This is a genomic window from Lwoffella lincolnii, assembly GCF_002014765.1.
GTDB lineage: Bacteria > Pseudomonadota > Gammaproteobacteria > Pseudomonadales > Moraxellaceae > Psychrobacter > Psychrobacter lincolnii.
The window spans coordinates 293,957-314,969 of sequence record NZ_MUYT01000004.1 but is presented as its reverse complement, the minus strand read 5'-3'; the positions used below and the strand labels follow the sequence as shown (position 1 = coordinate 314,969).

Below are 21,013 nucleotides of genomic sequence, written 5' to 3'. Positions count from 1 at the left end.
ACGTGTGTCATTAATACTTTATAATGTATGTTATTAAAAATTGACAGATAGGATAATAAAGAGAACGACCATGGCCCAATTTAAAATCAATCAAAGTAATGTAAGCGAAACATGGCGACTGATGAGCGTTCAGGCTCGTTCAGACATACTCAAGAATGCGTTTGAACCCCTGTCAGCATTGACTCATGATGACAAGGCAGCAATGCAAGTATTTAACCATTTGCTAGAGCAGGGCAAGCACCTTGATGATTCTGTGATGTTGGCAGGAGCGACAGGTGAGTCGAATGAGTTGTATATTCAAGCTCGTGGTAAAACCTTGGTGGTTGGTTGTGAATCTGCTCACCCCATGAGCATATTGGCACAGTTGCTGGCAGGACTGCTGACAGGCAATGAAGTGCATTTGCATGCCCCAACTCACCAAGATTTTTGTCAACAAGCGGTGGACATTTTGCATGGTGTGGGCATATCAGAAGATGTGCTGACCATTGCCAATGATTCACAGACTAAGGTACTGCTTCAGATGAACAACTTGGCTCAAGTTGCTGTGGCGGGCACACTCCTTGATGTTAAAGAAGTGGCAGCACAAGTGAGCCAAGCCGATGGCGTGTTGACGCAAGTGATAGCCTTGACGGACTTGGCAGGATTAAGCGATGTGTTTAACCCTGATTATCTGCATAGATTTACCACCGAACGAGTCAAAACCATCAACACCACCGCCATCGGTGGTAATGCCAGTTTGTTAGAAATGAGTGTTGAACAGACTGAGGTTGAACAGACTAAAACGGTCTGATAATGTTTTTATTTTTGAATTGATGGGGCGATGATGATGTCAAATTCTTTATTTATGACAGCCGATTGTAACCAATGTGAACTTATGGTAAAGAGCATCGAATGCACCGATAAAGCCAAGGCATTGCTTGCTCAATTCCCAAGCCCCATTGTCGGTCGCAACCGCCAATTTTTAACGTTGTTAAATTGTGCTGACGGTATTAGCCAGCAGGCCTGTACCGCCATCATTCGTAAGGTGGATTTTGGTTTGTTGATGGATAACGAACTAATTGACTTTAAAGAAGGGGCAGATATTGAATATCTGTTACAAATCATGCACAATCAGCTTGATAACGACAGTATTCAGCATGAGCCTGAGCCTGTTGGTGGCTATTTACAGGCTGACAATGATAATACCGTGCCAGAAGTACTGCGTCTGGCAGCTGGGCAGTTTTGATTAACGGTTTTGATAAACAGCTTTGATAAACAAGTGTCAGTGTGGGTAATTCTTTGCCACAGTCCATCTTAGTGATGGGCTTTTTTTATGTTTTGATGCCAGCATTTTGTAAAATCATCAGTTTATCAGGCGTGATAAGGTGAATTGTGTTAAAATGACTGGTCTATTATGTGCCGATGTTGTCAGATGTCGTTACGGTCAGATGATGATTTTGTTAGATGAAGTTGTCAGATAACATTGGTATCCGTTGCGATGTTTAAGGAGAATCTATGAGTGGTTCGGTCAGCCCCATTGCCATTGTTGATGAGTTAAAACAATCTTATATGGATTATGCGATGAGCGTCATCGTCTCACGGGCATTACCAGATGTGCGTGATGGGCTAAAACCTGTGCATCGCCGTGTCATGTATGCCATGCACGAATTGTCCAACGACCATAACAAACCCTACAAAAAGTCCGCTCGTGTGGTGGGCGATGTCATCGGTAAATACCACCCCCATGGTGATACGGCGGTGTATGATGCCATTGTGCGGTTGGCACAAGATTTTAGCATGCGGTATCCGATGGTTGATGGTCAGGGTAATTTTGGCTCAATTGATGACGACCCAGCCGCTGCCATGCGTTACACCGAAGTGCGCATGACCCAACTTACCCATCAGATGCTCGCTGACCTTGAAAAAGACACAGTGGATTGGGAAGATAACTATGATGGCTCTGAGCGAATGCCCAGTGTGTTGCCTGCCAGAGTGCCTAATTTATTGATTAATGGGGCAACGGGGATTGCTGTGGGCATGGCAACCAACATGGCACCGCACAATCTGACTGAGGTGATTAATGCTTGCCTTGCCTATGCTGAGAATTCACAAATCAGTAATGAAGAACTGATGACGCATGTTTTAGGTCCTGACTTTCCCACAGGGGGCATCATCTATGGACGAGCTGGCATCATTGATGCTTATCGGACGGGTAAGGGACGCTTACACATTCGTGGGCGTCATCACATTGAATCGATGGGCGAAACAGGGGCAAACAAAGATCGTAAACGCATCGTTTTTACCGAAGTGCCTTACCAAACCAATAAAGCCAAACTGATAGAACGCATTGCTGAATTGGTTCGAGATAAAAAGTTAGATGGAATCAGTGAAATTCGTGATGAATCAGATAAAGACGGTCTAAGAATCGTCATTGAGTTGCGTCGTGGTGAAGTGGCAGAAGTCATTGTGAATAATTTATTTTTACAAACGCCACTACAAACCAGTTTTAGCATCAATATGGTTGCTTTAGATAATGGTCAGCCTAAGATGATGACTTTGCGTGGCTTAATCTGTGCCTTTGTGCATCACCGTCAAGAAGTCGTTACACGCCGTACCATTTATGAATTATATAAATCTCGTGCCAGAGGGCATCTGTTAGAAGGTTTGACCGTGGCGTTGGCAAACATTGATGACATCATCGCCACCATCAAGACATCTGCCAGTCGCACCCAAGCCAGAGAAAATTTGCTTAACCAGACTTGGCAATCAGGCAACGTGGTTGCCATGCTAACCGCTGCTGGCAGCGTGGCGGTGCGTCCAGAATTTATCGAAGGCGAAGACCCTAACAAACCCTTTGGTTTGATTGACGAAGACTCACGCTATCGCCTATCACTTGAGCAGGTCAATGCCATCTTAGAGATGCAGCTGCATCGCTTGACAGGGCTTGAGCAGGACAGACTTACCGATGAATACCAAGACATCTTACAGCAGATTGTCAAACTTGAGCAGATATTGGCAGATTTTGATAAGCTGATGCAAGTCATCAAAGATGAGCTGATTGCCATACGAGATAATTTTGGTGATAAGCGTCGTACTGACATCGTTGAGTCTAAGGTAGATTTTAACCGTGAGGATTTGATAACAGAACAAACGGTGGTACTGACGGTCTCTCGCACAGGCTATGCCAAGACTCAGCCCATTGCAGATTATGTGGCACAAAAGCGTGGTGGCAAAGGCAAATCTGCCACCAGCATGAAAGAAGATGACGTGATAGACCATTTGGTGGTGACATCGACTCATGCCACGGTGCTTTGCTTTACCGATTCAGGGCGGGTGTTTAGTTTGCGAGGCTTTGAAGTACCCATTGCTAGCCGTGGCTCCCGAGGTCGCCCACTGGTCAACCTAATGCCATTAAATGCTGATGAAGCGGTTACCGCCATTTTACCCATACCACAGACCATTGATGATGTTGGCAGTCGTTTTGTATTTTTTGCCACCGCCAATGGTACGGTTAAGCGAGTGGCACTTGAACAATTTAGCAATATCCGCTCCAATGGTTTGATAGCCATTGGGTTAGAAGACAATGACAGATTGGTCAGTGTTCGCATCACCACAGGTAATCAGCACGTGATGTTGTTCTCTGCCAGTGGCAAGGCAATCCGTTTTGATGAAAATGACGTACGCAGTATGGGGCGTACTGCTCGAGGTGTGCGTGGCATGCGAATTGAGGACAATGATGCCATCAAGTCGTTGGTGGTCATCGAAGATGATGACGAAGAGCTGTTGATAGCGTGTGAAAATGGCTTTGGCAAACGCACTGTGGTGTCAGAGTTTAATGCTCAAAACCGTGGTGGTGGTGGGGTCATTGCCATTAAGACCAGCGTGCGGAATGGTAACTTGGTCAGAGCCACCAAAGTGCATGAAAATGATGACATCATCTTAATCTCAAACAAAGGCACTTTGGTACGCACCCCCGTCAAAGATGTGGCACAAGCAGGACGCAATACTCAAGGCGTGACTCTCATTCGTTTAACAGGAGAAGAAAAACTGGTTGCCATGGCACGAGTGGAATGTGATGATGAAGACGATATGGAGCTGAGTGAAGCACTTCAGGCTGATGGTCTGCTCACAGACAGCCACAGTACCGCTGACGATAATGTCAATGATGTCAACAATAGCCAACAATAGCAACGATGCCAATATACAGAGAGCCGATTGATGACGACTTTACATCTATATCATCTAAATAATTCTCGTTCATTTCGTATTTTATGGTTATTAGAAGAATTGGGATTGCCATATGAACTTACCCTTTATCAAAGAACGGCTGAATATTTAGCACCCAAGGCCTTGCAAAACATTCACCCAATGGGCAAAGCCCCCATTTTGCAAGTCGATGACAAAACATTGATAGAGTCGGGTTACATCATCGAATATTTGCTCAAATATTATGATGACAAAGGGCTTGCCCCTCACAATGACGATGATTGGAAGCATCATACTTTTTGGCTTCACTTTGCTGAAGCCACTGCCATGCCTGCTTTGGTGATGCGATTGGTGTTTAGCAAAGTTGCCACAGAATCACCATGGGTTATCAAACCAATGGCCAAAGCCATACAAAAACAAGTCGAACGCCGTATGATTACCAGCAATATCAATAAGGTTTGTCAATTGATGGAAGAACATTTGTTAAAACATGCGTGGTTTGCAGGGAAAACATTTGGGGCGGTGGACATTCAAATGCACTTTGTTGCTGTGGCTCTACAGGCAGGTGGCACACTTAAGGGGTATCCAAAAATTTTAGACTGGTTGCATCGTTGTGAGTGTCGCCCTGCCTTTGAACAAGCGGTGAAAAAAGGTGGGCGACTGGCATTTTAATGGGGCTGGCGTTTTAATGGGTAAGTAAGAGATTTGATATGCAACGCTTTGTGAGTTTTAACATCAATGGCATTCGAGCAAGACAACATCAACTAAAGGCTCTGACTGACAGCATCGCCCCTGACGTGATTGGGCTACAAGAAACCAAAGTTGATGATGCACAGTTTCCACTGGCTGATGTACAAAAGCTGGGCTACCATGTGGAATTTTTTGGACAAAAGGCACATTATGGTGTGGCATTGTTATCAAAAATTGCCCCCATTTTTGTCCAAAAAGGCTTTATTGGTGATGATGATGCTGCCCAAAAGCGGTTTATCCATGTCCGATATGACTTTGATGGTCAGCAAATAGATGTGCTAAATGGTTATTTTCCGCAAGGTGAAAACCAAAAACATGCCACAAAATACCCAATGAAACGTTGGTATTATGCCAGTTTGACTGATTATATCACCAAGCTTATCAGTGAGGGTAAATCCTTAATTGTCATGGGAGACATGAACATTTCACCCACCGACGCAGATGTGGGCATTGGTGAGGTGAATGCCAAACGCTGGCTAAAACAGGGCAAATGCTCATTTTTACCAGAAGAGCGTGAGTGGTATCAGAAGCTGTTGGCAACAGATTTGCACGACACTTATCGTTTGCATTACCCTGATGTTCATGACACGTTTAGCTGGTTTGATTATCGCAGTAAAGGATTTGATGATGAACCAAAACGTGGGCTTCGCATCGACCATATTTTATGCACATCTGACATCAAGGACGCTTGTACCAATGCTGGCGTGAGCTATCCTTTAAGGGCAATGGATAGGCCATCAGACCATGCGCCGATTTGGGCAAGTTTTGAATTTGACAAATAGCATTAAAAAGCAACCAAGTAGCATTAAAAAGCAACTTTGAAAAATAACATTAAAAAATAAGTTTGGAGAGATGACTTTGTCATCATCTTTTTTATCAGATTTTGGAACAAACCCTCATGTCTAGTCAGACCAAACCACCCCAAATGACATTAACAACAGCAACATTAACAACAGCAACATTAACAACAGCAACATTGACGACATCATCAAAAATTATTGTCGCTCTTGATAAAAACACCCAAGCATCAGCATTGTCATTAGCAGATACCCTAGACCCTAAGCTCTGCCGGGTTAAAGTTGGCAAAGAGTTGTTTACCCATGCAGGGATAGAAGTGGTCAAGGCGTTGCACCAGCGGGGTTTTGAGGTTTTTTTGGATTTGAAGTTTCATGACATTCCCAACACCACCGCCCAAGCGGTATTGGCAGCAGCAGAGATGGGGGTGTGGATGGTTAATGTTCATGCCAATGTTGGTAGGCGTGCCATGAGCCTTGCTAAAGAGCAACTGATGAAAGGGGGGTATGACACGTTATTGATTGCAGTTACGGTATTGACATCAATGACCCAAGCTGATTTGACTGAACTTGGCATCAACACGCCCATTGAGGAGCAAGTCAAGCGATTGGCGATTCTGACACAAGATGCTGGGCTTGATGGGGTGGTATGTTCAGCTCGTGAAGCGGTCATGTTAAGACAGGTTGTGGACAGCACATTTAAGCTGGTTACCCCCGGCATTCGTTTGCCCGAAGACAGTTGTGATGACCAAGCACGCATTTGTACCCCCAGCGATGCGATAACCAATGGAGCGGATTATCTGGTGATAGGTCGCTCAATCACAGGAGCGGATAACCCAATTGCCAAGTTGCAACAGATTTTAGCAAGCATAAAAGCGTGAATGTATTAAAGCGTGAATATATTAAAGCGTAAATGTATTAAAGCGTAAATGTATTAAAGCGTAAATGTATTAAAGCGTAAAAGCAATCAGATGGGAGATGATGTTGATTTGCCAGATTTTATCCGATTTACACATTGACAGCCATGACAAACAGCAATTGCCATTGGGTGAGATACCCATGACTGACGCTGATGTCATCTTGGTGGCAGGGGATACTGCCAATGGTGATGCAGGCATGTTATGGTTACAAGAGCAAAGTCGGCGATTAGGCAAGCCCATCATCACCATTGCAGGCAATCACGAAGTACTTTTATCAAGATGTGCTAAGCTTTGATAAGGTGCTACAAAGTTATGACAACTTAACTGGCATAGATGACCTTGACAGTCAATCCCATCAGTCTTATCAGGGAGTCAGATTTTTACAATGTGGTTCGGTGGATTTTGGCTCAGTGCGGATTCTGGGCTGTACCTTCTGGACAGATTATCAGTATCAACGCACTGATGACACCATACACACCGCTTTAAGTTTTATGCGAGATTATCGTTGTATTTACTGTGGAGATGACACACTGAATTTATTCACCCCACAGATGTCGGTCATGTTGCATCAACAACAACGTGCTTGGCTTAAACAAGCGTTAAAACAAGCCCATGATGACGGTCAAACTGCCATCGTTATGACGCATCATAGCGTCAGCCCCTTATCCGTGTCGGATAAATATCGTTGCTTATCCAGTAATGCGGCGTTTGTCAGTGATATGTCAGCGTGGATGCACATGCCATGGTCGCCAAAGCTTTGGGTTCATGGTCATACCCATGAAGCCTTTGATTATCAATTGGGCAACACTCGTGTGGTGGTCAACCCAAGAGCCTATCCGGGAGAGGTCAGTAGCACGTCCTTGGTATTTGATTGGCACAAGACAGTCAGGGTTTAAGCTTGACTGTCTGTTGTTTTGCTTATTTTGTTTCTTGTTTTTTTACTTCTTGCTTTTTTGTTGGCTCATTTTTTTGACTTTCTGATTGATTTTCTGCATTAAGCCTTTCTTCAGCTTTGCCTAAGTCTGCCAATTTGCTTTTTTCTTCACCATTTTTTTTGATTTCGTTTGGTTGTTGTTTTTGCTGTTGCAGATGAGCAACTTTTTCATCCATTAAGGTTTTGTCATTTGCCACATTGGTGGTGGTTGCATTGGCAGTTGGTTTATTGGTTTTGGATTTATTCAGCTCACGTTTTAGCCGACGCATGGCAACCGATGAAGGATAAGCAGATTGTTTGCGTTGATGGTCTTCATAGATAAGTTGCCCCATGTTGTTGATTTTGTCATAGGACATGGGTAGGGTGCGTGGATAAAAAAAGTCCATTGGGTGAGTAAAAAAGTGTCCCATGATTTGTTTAAACAATCTGCCCCATTCCATAAATTGCACATCTTTGGAACGCAGTGCCACCATCAGAGCCAGCGAAAAGCTGACCATAAGATTTGCCAAACCAATCAATGCCACGCCTAATAAACTGATGAATAAGATGCTGATGGTAAAATCTTGTGCTGGCATATTAAAAATACCATGAGCAAAATTTGCTGAAGAAAAAGCAATGTGGCGAATGTCCAAGGGCAAACCTAAAAAGTAGCCGATGGTGGCGGTTGAACCCAAAAACACCCCAAATAAGAAGTTACCCATGATGGCACCAAGGTTGGCTTCGATAAAATCGCCCAAACGTTCAACCTTAGCTTGAGGTAACAATTTAACCAATAGCCATTGGCGTTTAAGGCGTTCACCAATTTGGTTAAACACCGCCATGTTGTCATAATATCCAGCTATCAATCCTGCCAAAAACAGATAAATGCCAGCAATGGCAGCGTGTGGAATGGCAAGCGACAGCAAAGGGTTTAATTCGTGCAACAGATGGTCTGCCATGTCAAAGCTAATCATCGGACTGCCTGTGTACCATAGCCAAGCCCATGAGATGGCAAATGCCAGCGGTATGGCAACCAGCACATTGCCCATGATGGCAATAAACTGTGTACGCATGATGTCAACAATCAGCTCAGACAATTTGGTCAGCTGATGACGACGTTTGCCTTTGCCTTTACCTTTGCCATCTGAAATGGTGGTGGCGATGGCGGCGGCAGTCATGGCAGGCTGTTTGGTGGCAACCGTGCCATGAATGATGTGGATAAGCACAAAGCCCAAGCCATAAATCATGCTATTAATAAACATGCGTCCAAATGGTGCAAGGTCTATGTTGTATGCCAATACTTTCATTGTCGCCATAAACGCAATCAGAACCCCACCGATGGCGGCTTTTTTGAACATTTGATGGTAGCCATGTTTGTCGGTGCTGATGTAATGCTCACCAACCATGCCTGAATTTTCGGTGACCTTTCTGGATAAAATGCGTGTATTTTCTTCCAATAAGTACCGAATGCTATAACGGTTTTGACTGGTGCTGACCAATGCCTGCATCATTTGTGCGATGCCTTTATCACGTTCTTTATGATGGTCTGCCAATAAAGCAACCAAAATTCTCATTCGCTCAAGACTTTGTTCAAGTCGCATCAGCAAGTTGGTCATGCGGATAGACACCCCTGTTTTATAGATGCGTTTATCCATATAAGTTGCAATGTCTTCGCACTGCTCAACCATCACCAATAGGGGTGCTGAATCGGCATCGGTCTCTGGGGTAGTGTCAAGCAACTCATCTAGCTGATGCTTACTGCGATAGTCATCGACAAATTTTATCGTCTCTTGATTCAATGCCACAAAAGCAGAAGAGAAATTTAGCTGTTCTGGATAACGATTGAGCAGTTCAGGGTTAAGGCCTAAAGCGGTGATGCGGTAGGATAAAAATACCATGGCGTTTAAGATGTGGTTCTTGCTGGTGGCAACCAAATGCTGATGTTCATCATCAATTCTGATAAGGTCAGTCAGCGTGTCAAAATATTCTTGGTCAATGCTATTGAGCCACCGTCCATCATGACGTTTGTTGAATAAATAGGCAACCAGTTCAGTCACCGATTCTTTATCAGGCAGTAACGGAATGAATTTATGTCCAAGCAGTTTTTTGATGCCGTACCAAAATTCATGCTCAACAGCGATGCCTGTCTCACTGTACATGCGTAATTGGCGATATTGACTTAATAAATTTAAACAGAACAATGCCAAGTCACTGGCAAGTTTTGGGTTTTTTTTAAGAATGTCAATCAGCTCTTGGATTTTTTGATTGGCAGGATTGGGGTCTTGGTCTTTATTTGTGCTATTTTTGCTCTCAGATGCGTCACTTTGTAAGTATTCTTCAAGCTCTTTTTTTGGCACACGCAAGGCATCTATCAGTCGTTTTAGAGCAAATGGCTCAGGAATTTCTGATAAGGCAGATATGTGGGTCAAAATTTGATATAAATCTTGTGACGGTTGTTGAACCAAGGGTCACCTCAAATATTAAAAAGACAAGGCACAATCATCATCAATCATGCCCTAAGAAACAGAAGTTGGCGAATGTTAGCCTGGCAGATTTTAACTTGACGGATTTTAACACAGACAGCTGATGGATAGCGACATGTCAATCAACAACCAATCAATAATCAATCAATAACCATCAATGCCAAACATCAACCAGTAAACACATCAACTAAAACACATACGCCAAAGACAAACAACAGTCATCGTTTAGGTTGTTTTCATGATTGTGTCAATCCCTGTCATGTCCACAGGGGTATCAGCGATGATTTGTACTCCTTGTTTGTGTGCTTTGGCGGAGTCATTACGCTTATTTTGTAGTTGGTCAAGGTAGGCTTGATTAATTTCACCTGTGATATAACAGCCGTTAAACACCGCACAGTCAAAGCCATCAACTTGGCTGTGTTTGGTGTCCTGTACTGCTTCTATTAGGTCATCTAAGTTTTGAAAAATCAACCTGTCTGCTCCAATCATTTGTCGCACTTCTTCTACGCTATGCCCAGAGGCAATCAACTCTTTGGTTGATGGCATGTCAATGCCATAGACGTTAGGGAACTTAACTGGAGGAGCAGCACTGGCAAAAAACACATTTTTTGCCCCAGCATCTCGGGCCATTTGAATGATTTCTTGGCAGGTTGTGCCACGCACGATGGAATCATCAACCAACAACACGTTTTTATTTTTAAATTCTAGGGGAATGGCACTGAGCTTTTGTCGAACTGATTTTTTGCGTTGGCTTTGCCCTGGCATGATAAAAGTGCGACCGATATAGCGATTTTTAATAAAACCCTCACGGTATTTAATGTTCAACTTTAATGCCAGTTCCGTGGCAGAAGTGCGTGAGGTATCAGGAATGGGAATAACCACATCAATATCATGGTTTTTACCCCATTCGGTTAGAATTTTATCCGCCAGTTTTTCCCCCATTCTTAAGCGAGCTTTATACACAGAAATGTTATCAATGATGGAATCTGGACGAGCAAAATACACATATTCAAACATACAAGGCGTGTGGGCTTGTGGCTTTGCACATTGTTGACTGTGTAAGTGGTTTTGTTCATCTATATAGATGACTTCCCCTGGTTTGACATCTCGCACAATTTTAAAGCCAGAAGCGGTCAGTGCCACCGATTCAGAAGCAACCATGTATTCTGTGTTGCCATCATCGCTGATGCGTTCACCATAGATTAATGGACGGATACCATTGGGGTCACGAAATGCCAACAAACCATGACCAGTAATTAATGCCACCACGCCATACGCCCCTTGAATACGAGCATAAACTTTGCTACATGCAGTAAAGATGTCTTGCTTTGATAATTTATTTTTATTTAAAGAGTTAAGCTCGTGTGCCACGATATTGAGTAACACTTCTGAATCTGAGTCAGTGTTTAGATGACGGCGGTCTTCTTGATACAATTCATTGGCAAGCTCATTGGCATTGGTCAAGTTGCCATTGTGTGCCAAGGCGATGCCATAAGGTGAGTTGACATAAAATGGTTGAGCTTCAGCACTGCTTGATGTGCCAGCGGTGGGGTAGCGGACATGCCCAATCCCAACATTGCCAACCAATCGCATCATATGATGGGTCATGAACACATCTCTGACCATGCCATTTTCTTTACGCAGATAAAACCGACCATCTTGCAAGGTGACAATGCCTGCCGCATCTTGTCCTCGATGTTGTAAGACAGTTAAGGCATCATATAACATTTGATTGACAGGTTCGTGAGCAGCAATGCCAACAATTCCACACATATAGGACCTCAAGTAAGTGATTGACCATTTTTTATACTCAATATTTTTATACTAAGAAAACAATAAATATTGAATATTGGGCTAATATGGTCAATTTCAATGAATGATGGGATTATGATGAATTTCATTCAATGATTGAACAAATTTATCATAAACAGACAAATCTGACTTAAACGCATCACAAAGAAAAGCATCGAAAAAAATCGTAAAAACAAAAAAAGACAGGCTAATTCACATCAGATAAATCCTGTCTGCTGTTGTTTTCTGTTAAGTAATCATAGGTTTTACCAGCCATCTGTTGCGTTAATACTGTGGCAATCGGAGCATAAGGCATTAACGATTGTGTCAATTTAGACGTTGACCACCAAGGTAGGTATTGTAATAAAGGAGCAGTTACATTAAGTACCACAAGGACAATCAATAGGTTTTTTGCCCCACCCACCGCACCGCCAAGCATTTTATCGAGCAGTCCAAGTCGCAAGCTGTGTATCGCATGGGTAATCAGATAACCCGCCACATGCACCAAGGTCAGCACCATCAGCACAATCACCAAAAAGGCAAGCCCAAGCTGTAAGTTTGGCTCAGCCACCATTTTTGACATCAAGGGGGCAAATTCAAATGCCATGCGACTGCCAGCAATCAGGGCAAATAACCAACCCAATAAGCCGATGACTGTCTTTACCAATCCCAAGCGAAAGCCACGCCAAAGACCCAGCGCCACACTCAGCAAAATAATAAAGTCAAAACCACCAAAAGTGGTCATCAGTGTCATGGTCATCACAATCTATCAACCATAAAGTGTATCAACCATAAAGTGCATCAACCATAAAGTGCATCACCCATCAGTTGATGATGTGTCTGTCAATGACAACACATCAAAATAACCGCCAATCGATGCTAAGCAGTCGTGAATAAGATGCGGTCCTTGATAGACAAGTCCAGAGTAAAGCTGAATAAGGTTTGCCCCTGCTTGCAGTTTGCGTATGGCTTTATCCCCACTATCAATGCCACCAACACCAATGATGGCAACTTGGTTTTGTAAAATATCAGCAAACTGCTGTAATATCACCGTGCTGAGATGGCTGATGGGTCGTCCAGATAAACCGCCAGTCTCTTGCCCAAACGGCAAATCTTCCACCCCAACTCGGCTGACGGTGGTGTTGGTGGCAATCAATCCATCAACCTCAAAATCAATCAATTGCTTGGCAATGAAAATGACTTCATCTGCTGATAAATCTGGGGCAACTTTAAGCACCAATGGCACATAAAAACCGTATTCGCTTGCCAACTGGCTTTGACGGTTTTTTAGGTCGTATAACAGATAAGATAAGGCATCACCTGATTGTAGGGTGCGTAAATTTTTGGTATTGGGAGATGAAATGTTGACAGTGATATAAGATGCGTGTGCATAGACTCGTTCAAGACAATACAAATAGTCATCAACGGCTTGCTCAACTGGGGTGGTGGCGTTTTTACCGATGTTGATGCCGATTATCCCTTTATATTTACATCGCTTGACATTATTCACCAAATTATCCACACCAAGGTTGTTAAATCCCATGCGGTTGATAATGCCATGAGCATCTTTGAGACGAAATAGCCTGGGCTTTTCATTGCCTGCTTGTGGTCTTGGCGTTACTGTGCCAATTTCAATGAAACCAAAACCCAATTCTCCCAAGGCATCGATATAAGCCCCATTCTTATCCAATCCTGCTGCCAAGCCCACAGGATTATCAAAGTGCATGCCCATACAACGCACAGGTATGGATTGACTGGGTGAGCCAAAACCCAACAGCTTGGCATGATGGGCTTTATTAAGTAATGACAAGGTTAGGTCATGAGCCCGTTCAGGTTCTATGCCAAACAACACAGGACGTAAAAACGCATAAGACATGGTAGCAACCTGTAGCCTATGGGGGGGGGGGTATCAATCAGTCAACATTAAGAAAAAAATAATGGCAGAAACAATTAATGGCAGAAACAATGATGTCAAAAATGTTCGCATCACAGACATTAAGATTATACCATCATCACCTTTTATCGCAAACTCATACATATTTATCTAACTTATCCAACATATTTATCCAATAAATTATCATGGCACAGGCTGATTATTTGACAACGCAACCCAGCCTCTGATGATGCGATATAAATGCCACAGCACTGCAAACACCAGTAATAAAAAACCAACAATGAATAACAGCCCTGAACCCACCCCAATATTGACATTCTCGGTAAATATGGTGGCAAATCCGCCCACAAAAGATAACAACATCACAACAATGGCAACCACACCATAAATTAGCCCATACCAAAACGTCTTAATCTGCCAATCAAAATGTGTGGCAAGCCACGTGCCAGAAGCCTTATCTCGTTTAAGGTAATTGATGATGATTGGCACAACCCATAATAACCCTGCGGTAAAATAGCTCAAAACGTACAAAAAATACGTTAAGTGATTCAGTTTGATTAAGTCAGACAAATCCGTACCATAAGATGAATGCTGAGCAACTGACTGATGGGACAGATGGTTTGGTGTGGGATTGACAGACATAAATGGATTGTCATTCATTGGTTTGCCAGTGATGTGGTCGGTTGTGTGGTCAATTGTGGGTTGTTTTTTTAAGTTTGGTTGCTGATTCATAAAAATCCTTATATGATGGTGGTTATTTTATGGTTTCATTAATGATGGTCTCATTGAGACTCTCACTCATCAAGGCGAATTGTCCTTAAATGGCATTGTTAACACTTAACACTGTACTTAACCTTGTGCTGTTAACAGCATATTTAATATTTAAAAACAGTGTTTTTAAAAACAGTGCTTTTAACCTTTTCATGCCAATTTATTTTGATGCCAATTTAATGGTTAATGTCTTATTATTTCTCTCATTGGTTATCTAATTTGTAGTTATCTTATTAATTATTGTATCGAGACTGTACCGTGCGACGTTTTTTTTATTCTTATCAGTCAGATGATGTGGCTGTTTATCCGATGCTATATTCATTAAAAGTAGGTGATGACGTGGATTTACCAATGGACATCTGTCATCATTGGTGTCAAGTGTTGCGAGCAAAAGTGGGCGATGTTGGTGTGTTATTTGATGGTTTGGGCGGTGAATATCAAGTATGTTTAAGTCATATTGATAAAAAATCTGCTCAAGTTACGTTGCAAGGGTTTGATAAGGTTGACAGAGAGGCTAATATACATGCCAAACTGGCTTTGGTGATGAGTCGTGGTGATCGCATGGATTATGCCATTCAAAAAGCCACTGAGCTTGGCGTGGTTGCCATTCAATTACTCAGCAGTCATCATGGTGAGGTGCATCTTAAGAGCCAACAAGTGGATAAAAAACTGGCACATTGGCAACAAATTGCCATCAGTGCTTGTGAGCAGTGTGGTCTGAATCGTCCACCTTTGTTGCTTGCTCCCATGCCCATTGCTGATTATTTGTCATCATCTGCTGATGTTAGCAATGACAAGCACAATACAAATGACAAGCACAGTATCAAGGTGAGTAACAGCGTGGCACGATTGATTGATGAGCCTTATTATCAGAGATTATTGATGCCAAGCATGCCCACCAGTATGCTCATAACTCCGACTGATACTGACAATGATGGCATGAACTTTTTAAAATCAGAACATATCAAGCTGATGCTAAGTGTGCCAAATGTTGATAATGCTGGTGTGGATATTCGAGCAAAAGGGTTGCTGACTGTGCTTAATCATATCAAAAGCCATGTCAAAAACCATGTCAAACCAACCATTGAATTGCTGATTGGTGGAGAAGGGGGGGTAAGTTTGGCAGAACAAAAACAAGCATTGGCAACAGGTTGGCAAGCATGGCAGATTGGTGAGCGTGTGCTAAGGACAGAAACCGCCCCAGTGGTGGCATTGGCAAGCTTGCAGGCACTGTATCAGTCTCAGTGTCTTAATAATGAGTGTGTTTTATGATTGAAAAAACAGTAAAAGATGCCTTATTGCTCAAACTCATTACCCATACTCAGCTGGGCATGTTTATCTTGGACAGCCAGTTTCGCTATCTGTATGTTAACCAAACTTTCACACATACCCTTGGCATCAGTGAAAACTATGTGCTGGCTCGACCTTTTAGCATTTATGAGTTGCCATATTTATTGCCAGAATTGCAAGAGATGATAAGCAAGATATATGACAGTTTGTTAAATACGGGTGAATTTAAAGGGGAGATGGGCTTTTTTACCCACAGTCAACATCGCATGGTATTGCAGGTGGCGATTTATTCTGAGGTCATAGAGGGTGAGTTGTATTATGTTGGGAAATTTCAAGATGTGAAGATTAAAGCAAAATCAGAACTCACGGCTGGCGTGTTAAGTCATGACCCATCAACCAAAATTCCCAACCGTCAATTTTTTTTGATACAAGCCAATGACCTCTTACTCACCACGGTCAAAGAGTTGGTGTTGGTTCGTCTCAACATTGACCGATATCGTTTATACCAAAGCACTTTGACCAAGGAGCAATGCCAAAAGCTATTGACAGATTTTGTTAAACGGGTAACAGATTTGCATTTGGTGGGTTTAAAGCTGTTTGCCCGTTTTGGGGGTGATGATTTTGCCTTGTTGTTTGAAGTTAATGACGCACAAAGGGTGCGTCAGTCGTTAGACAAATTGATGCAGTTGTGTGAATTGCCGTATTTGATTGATGAAGATGTGGTTTATTTAAGGTATTCGGTTGGGGTGAGCCATTATCCCAAACAAGGCAATCAAATTGATTTGCTGATTGAAAATGCTGAAAAAGCCATGCACCATGTTAAGCTTCATGGTGGTGGTGATGTGCATTGGTTTGATAAACGCATCAACGTGCTGTCGCAAGATGATTTAAGATTAGAAAATGAGCTAAGGCAAGCGTTAGATACTCGTCAGTTTTCCCCATTTTATCAGCCGAAAGTTCGCCTTAAAGATGGACGCATTGTGGGTTTTGAAGCCTTGGTACGTTGGCAACACCCCACACGGGGCATGGTGTGTCCCATTGATTTTTTAACAGGCATCATTGAGCATAAGCTTACCTTTGAGCTGTTTACCCAAATGGCAGAGCAGGTCTGCCAAGATTTACAGCGTTGGAGAGAAATGGGCTTTCATGACATTTCTGTGGCGATTAATGCAGAAGCCAGTGAATTAACACACGCAGGATTATTGCCTTTTTTACGAGAGTTGCTTGCTAAGCACACCATCAATCGTCATTGTCTGCACATCGAAATCACCGAAATGACGCTCATGCACCATCGTCAAACGGTACAAGATGCCATTCAAGCCATTAAGGAGATGGGCATTTTAATCTTGCTTGATGATTTTGGCACAGGTTATGCGTCACTTAATTATCTGCAACAATATGAATTTGATTATCTAAAGATTGATAAATCGTTTATCAATCACATCAAAAATAATATTGTACAACAGCACATCGTTGAAACCATCATCAGTTTAGCAAAAAGACTGGGGCTTAAAACCGTGGTTGAGGGTGTGGAAACCAAAGAGCAAAGTGAGCTGATGCAACAGTTGGGTTGTGACTTTGCCCAAGGCTATTATTATGGCAAGCCGATGCAATATCAACAAGCGATTGAATTTATTACCGCTCACCTAGGACACAAAAATAGCGACAAAAAACAGCCAAACAAAAAACAGCCACACAAAAATCACTCTGTGACTTGTAAGTAAGATTTGCTGACTTGTGCAATGTTAATTGACTGGTTATCTTAACTGTTGAATTGATGTTGTTTAAGTTTTATTATTTAAATAATTTTTTAACTGATTTTTAAGATTTATTGTACTGATGTGCTGATTAGGAAGGGAAGGATAGGTGATGGCAATTTATACCGCCCCATTACAAGACATGCGTTTTATTTTAAATGATGTGTTTGATGCTCATAATTTTTGGCAAAAAAATGCCAATTTGGCACATGTGGACATGGATACGGTCAACATGATATTAGAAGAGATGGCTAAGCTGTCGCAACAAGTGCTGTTGCCACTGAATCGTAACGGTGATGAAGAGGGAGCAAAGTATCTGGGTGATGGCAAAGTCGCCACCCCCACAGGGTTTAAGCAAGCTTATCAGCAATATGCTGAAGCAGGGTGGATAGGTTTGGGTGGTGATCCAGCATATGGCGGACAGGGTTTTCCTAAAATGGTGACCATGCTTATTGAAGAGATGATGTTTTCGGTTAACCAATCATTTGCCTTGTATCCCAACTTGACTGTTGGTGCAACCTTGTGCTTGTTGGCTTCAGGTTCTGAAGAGCAAAAACAAACGTACCTAGAAAAAATGTATGCTGGTGAATGGTCAGGGACAATGTGCCTAACTGAGCCACATGCTGGTACGGATTTGGGCATCATTAAAACCAAAGCTGTGCCAAACGATGATGGCAGTTATGCCATTTCTGGTACAAAGATTTTCATCACCGCAGGCGAGCATGATTTGACCGATAACATCATTCATTTGGTGCTGGCAAAAACCCCGAATGCTCCTGAAGGTTCTAAAGGCATTTCATTGTTTGTTGTGCCTAAGTTTTTGGTTAATGATGATGGCAGTCTTGGTGAGCGCAACGATGTGTGGGCAGGCTCTATTGAGCATAAGATGGGCATCAAGGCTTCTGCCACCTGTGTGATGAATTTTGATGGGGCAAAAGGCTGGATTATCGGTGCAGAAAACACAGGTTTGGCATCTATGTTTGTGATGATGAACTATGAACGAGTAACCATGGGTTTGCAAGGCTTGGGTGGCACAGAGTTGGCGTATCAAAATGCAGTCGCTTATGCCAAAGACCGCACGCAAGGACGCAGTGATACAGGCATCATCAGCCCACAGACTTCTGCTGACCCCATCATTCATCATGCCGATGTGCGTCGTATGCTCTTAAACGCCAAAGTCAATAGCGAAGCATCACGCTGTTTTGCCATGTATGTTGCCAAACAGTTAGACACGGCTAAGTTTGGCACAGATGCTGAAAGTGCCAAAGTTGCCACGACTCGTGTGGCATTATTAACCCCGATTGCTAAGGCATTCTTAACTGACAAAGCATTCACCGCCACTGTTGATTGTCAACAAGTGTTTGGTGGTCATGGTTATATTCGAGAGTGGGGCATGGAGCAAATCGTGCGTGATACTCGTATCTCGCAGATTTATGAAGGCACGAATGGCATTCAGTCACTGGACTTGCTTGGGCGTAAAGTCGCCAAAAATGGGGGTAAATACATGCAGAGTTTTTTGACAGAAGTGCGTGAGTTTATCGCAGGCATGACCGTTGACCATGCCATTAGGCAAGCCACATTAGATGCTGTCAGTATCATCGAAGACTTAACCAACACCGTATTATCAAACATTGGCAAGAGAGAAGATGAAATCAATGGCTGTGCGGTGGATTATCTACATGCCACAGGCCATCTGTGTTACGCTTACATGTTTGCGATGATGGTGCAGGCCACTGATGGTAAAGACGGTGAGTTTTATGCCAATAAAATCAAGCTGGCAAATTACTTTGTTGCCCGCATCTTACCACAGATAAACGCTCATGCTGATATGGTCAAAGCAGGCAGCACATCGATGATGGATTTTGATGTGGCGTATTTTATTCAATAGAATACAGGCTTCAAATAAGCATTGACCCTAAATTTGGCTTAATAAGCATCTGTCTAAAAACAGCACTCATTGAGTTACTGTTTTTTGCTTTTTATTAAATGGGTGATGACGGTACCGACGCAAAAACCAACCCAACACCGCCAAACGCAATAACAACAATACCCAAACGCTCAGCCAAATGCCTGCCACCGCAAAGGCATGATAGAGCCATAGACTTAGCGGAAAAAACAGCACAGCCACCATCAATGCCGCTTGGCGAATTTGTTTGCCTGCTGTCATACCAAAAAATATGCCATCAAGCCAATACGCACCCACGCCAACCAAAGGCAACATGATGGCGTACCAACGGTATTCATACGCCAACGTGGCCACGGCATTGATGTCAGTCATCATGTCAAGATACGCATCAATACCAAGCCACCAAAATAACACCAACATCACCGCCAAAGCATGGCTCATGATGCCAGTTCTTCTTACCACCAACCAAAACTTTTGTTTGTTGCCTTGTCCATGACTTTGTCCAGACAGATTTTCTGCTGCCACTGCCAAGCCATCTAGGGCAAACGCCGATAAATTTAAAATCTGTAACAACACCCCATTTGCCGCCAGCACCACATCGCCACTCATGGCAGATAAGCGTGTAATCCATGCAAAGCTTAACGTCAGTACCAAGGTGCGGATAAAAATGTCTCGATTGAGTGAAAATAGCCTAAGCATTTTATCACCACCAAACTCATCATAACGCCAGTAACACAGCTGTCGCCATGACAATGTCAGCTCTGAACAGATAAAATACAACGCCAAGCCCACCGCCAACCAATAAGCAATCACTGTTCCCAATGCCACGCCTGCCAAGCCCATGTCAAATACATAAACCAACAATAAAGTCAATATAATGTTGCTAATGGCAATAAAACTCTGTAAATACAGCATGTGGCGAGTTTTACCCATGCCTGCAAAAAATCCCAAAAACACAAAGTTCATCAGCTCCGCCACAATGCCCCATAGGCGTACTGACAGATACGTTTTGGCTTCAATCACCGCACTGGCACTGCCACCGAGCCAAGATAGTCCCACATTGATGGTCAATGGTTGTGTCAAAAACACCACCATGCCAATGACCATGGCAAGCAACATTGCTCTGTGTAAAATGGGGATTAATGGGTGAGATGGGGCGGTGGCATCATCATCTAAATTGGCATCTGTCTGAGCAGATGACTGATATTGACCAACCGCTTGGGCAGTCAGACCAGAAGACGCATACTGTAAAAAGTTAAAATTGACGAGCAGCAAGGTCAAAAGCTGAATTGCCAACATCATGCCTGCCAATTGGCTACTGCCTTGCATGTGTCCCACCACCGCCGTGTCAATCAGACTTTGTAAAGGCATGACAATGTTTGCCAAGGTGACAGGAATGGCAAGATGTAAAATATGACGGTAGCTAACAGACATCATGATGTTTGAATCACAAAACTTAACATGCTTATAAAACCTAAAATGCTTATCCATTCAGATAAGGGCATACGCATAAAATAGCCCAAGTAAAAATTTATCATCACCATTGGTTTAAAAAAAGC

General features: G+C 42.9%; 17 protein-coding genes. 11 read left to right on the top strand and 6 right to left on the bottom strand.

Annotated elements, in window-relative coordinates; translation table 11 throughout:
* Positions 1-70 precede the first annotated feature (70 nt).
* The 8 genes from B0682_RS03630 to B0682_RS03600 all read left to right on the top strand — a co-directional run bounded on the left by B0682_RS03630 (position 71) and on the right by B0682_RS03600 (position 7,545).
* Positions 71-790 carry a 1-pyrroline-5-carboxylate dehydrogenase gene (locus B0682_RS03630; protein WP_078306705.1) on the top strand — a complete coding sequence of 240 codons (720 nt, stop codon included), beginning with the start codon at positions 71-73 and terminating at the stop codon, positions 788-790.
* Between the two features lie 84 nt (positions 791-874).
* Positions 875-1,225: a hypothetical protein gene (locus B0682_RS03625; protein ID WP_143823255.1), complete on the top strand. Its 351-nt coding sequence runs from the start codon at positions 875-877 to the stop codon at positions 1,223-1,225.
* Positions 1,226-1,494: 269 nt separating this feature from the next.
* Positions 1,495-4,167: a DNA gyrase subunit A gene (gene gyrA / locus B0682_RS03620; RefSeq protein ID WP_078306703.1), complete on the top strand. Its 2,673-nt coding sequence runs from the start codon at positions 1,495-1,497 to the stop codon at positions 4,165-4,167.
* Between the two features lie 30 nt (positions 4,168-4,197).
* Entirely contained in the window at positions 4,198-4,857 is a 660-nt protein-coding gene (locus tag B0682_RS03615; RefSeq protein WP_078306702.1) for a glutathione S-transferase family protein, read from the top strand.
* A 38-nt stretch (positions 4,858-4,895) separates the two neighbouring features.
* The gene (gene xthA / locus B0682_RS03610; RefSeq protein WP_078306701.1) at positions 4,896-5,717 is read left to right on the top strand and encodes an exodeoxyribonuclease III; all 822 of its coding nucleotides are present in this window, start codon (positions 4,896-4,898) and stop codon (positions 5,715-5,717) included.
* A 143-nt stretch (positions 5,718-5,860) separates the two neighbouring features.
* Complete coding sequence (gene pyrF / locus B0682_RS03605) at positions 5,861-6,610, top strand: orotidine-5'-phosphate decarboxylase (RefSeq protein ID WP_078307032.1); 750 nt, start codon at positions 5,861-5,863, stop codon at positions 6,608-6,610.
* Between the two features lie 97 nt (positions 6,611-6,707).
* Positions 6,708-6,944 carry a metallophosphoesterase family protein gene (locus B0682_RS09610; protein WP_240494837.1) on the top strand — a complete coding sequence of 79 codons (237 nt, stop codon included), beginning with the start codon at positions 6,708-6,710 and terminating at the stop codon, positions 6,942-6,944.
* Positions 6,898-7,545 carry a metallophosphoesterase family protein gene (locus B0682_RS03600; protein ID WP_240494836.1) on the top strand — a complete coding sequence of 216 codons (648 nt, stop codon included), beginning with the start codon at positions 6,898-6,900 and terminating at the stop codon, positions 7,543-7,545. The genes B0682_RS09610 and B0682_RS03600 overlap by 47 nt, the downstream gene beginning before the upstream one ends.
* Positions 7,546-7,567: 22 nt before the next feature.
* On the opposite strand, the gene B0682_RS03595 is transcribed toward B0682_RS03600, so the two are convergent.
* From B0682_RS03595 to B0682_RS03575, 5 genes are all read right to left on the bottom strand, one after another.
* Complete coding sequence (locus B0682_RS03595) at positions 7,568-10,027, bottom strand: site-specific recombinase (protein WP_078306700.1); 2,460 nt, start codon at positions 10,025-10,027, stop codon at positions 7,568-7,570.
* A 243-nt stretch (positions 10,028-10,270) separates the two neighbouring features.
* Entirely contained in the window at positions 10,271-11,818 is a 1,548-nt protein-coding gene (purF, locus tag B0682_RS03590; protein WP_078306699.1) for an amidophosphoribosyltransferase, read from the bottom strand.
* Between the two features lie 226 nt (positions 11,819-12,044).
* Complete coding sequence (locus B0682_RS03585) at positions 12,045-12,590, bottom strand: CvpA family protein (protein ID WP_158077854.1); 546 nt, start codon at positions 12,588-12,590, stop codon at positions 12,045-12,047.
* A gap of 63 nt (positions 12,591-12,653) precedes the next feature.
* Positions 12,654-13,712 carry a quinone-dependent dihydroorotate dehydrogenase gene (locus B0682_RS03580; protein ID WP_078306697.1) on the bottom strand — a complete coding sequence of 353 codons (1,059 nt, stop codon included), beginning with the start codon at positions 13,710-13,712 and terminating at the stop codon, positions 12,654-12,656.
* Positions 13,713-13,913: 201 nt separating this feature from the next.
* Positions 13,914-14,462 (bottom strand): DUF4870 family protein, encoded by a 549-nt coding sequence (locus B0682_RS03575; protein ID WP_078306696.1) that lies wholly within the window; start codon positions 14,460-14,462, stop codon positions 13,914-13,916.
* 297 nt (positions 14,463-14,759) lie between these two features.
* Here B0682_RS03575 and B0682_RS03570 point away from each other — a divergent pair, with 297 nt between their 5' ends.
* From B0682_RS03570 to B0682_RS03560, 3 genes are all read left to right on the top strand, one after another.
* Positions 14,760-15,773, top strand: a complete 1,014-nt coding sequence (locus tag B0682_RS03570) for a 16S rRNA (uracil(1498)-N(3))-methyltransferase (protein ID WP_078306695.1) — start codon at positions 14,760-14,762, stop codon at positions 15,771-15,773.
* The gene (locus B0682_RS03565) at positions 15,770-17,515 is read left to right on the top strand and encodes a GGDEF domain-containing protein (RefSeq protein ID WP_078306694.1); all 1,746 of its coding nucleotides are present in this window, start codon (positions 15,770-15,772) and stop codon (positions 17,513-17,515) included. Before B0682_RS03570 ends, B0682_RS03565 begins: the two co-directional genes overlap by 4 nt.
* A gap of 145 nt (positions 17,516-17,660) precedes the next feature.
* A complete protein-coding gene (locus tag B0682_RS03560) occupies positions 17,661-19,436 on the top strand; it encodes an acyl-CoA dehydrogenase C-terminal domain-containing protein (RefSeq protein WP_078306693.1) in 1,776 nt (591 codons plus the stop codon).
* 66 nt (positions 19,437-19,502) lie between these two features.
* Here B0682_RS03560 and B0682_RS03555 read toward each other — a convergent pair whose 3' ends face one another.
* The gene (locus tag B0682_RS03555) at positions 19,503-20,891 is read right to left on the bottom strand and encodes an MATE family efflux transporter (protein WP_078306692.1); all 1,389 of its coding nucleotides are present in this window, start codon (positions 20,889-20,891) and stop codon (positions 19,503-19,505) included.
* Positions 20,892-21,013 lie beyond the last annotated feature (122 nt).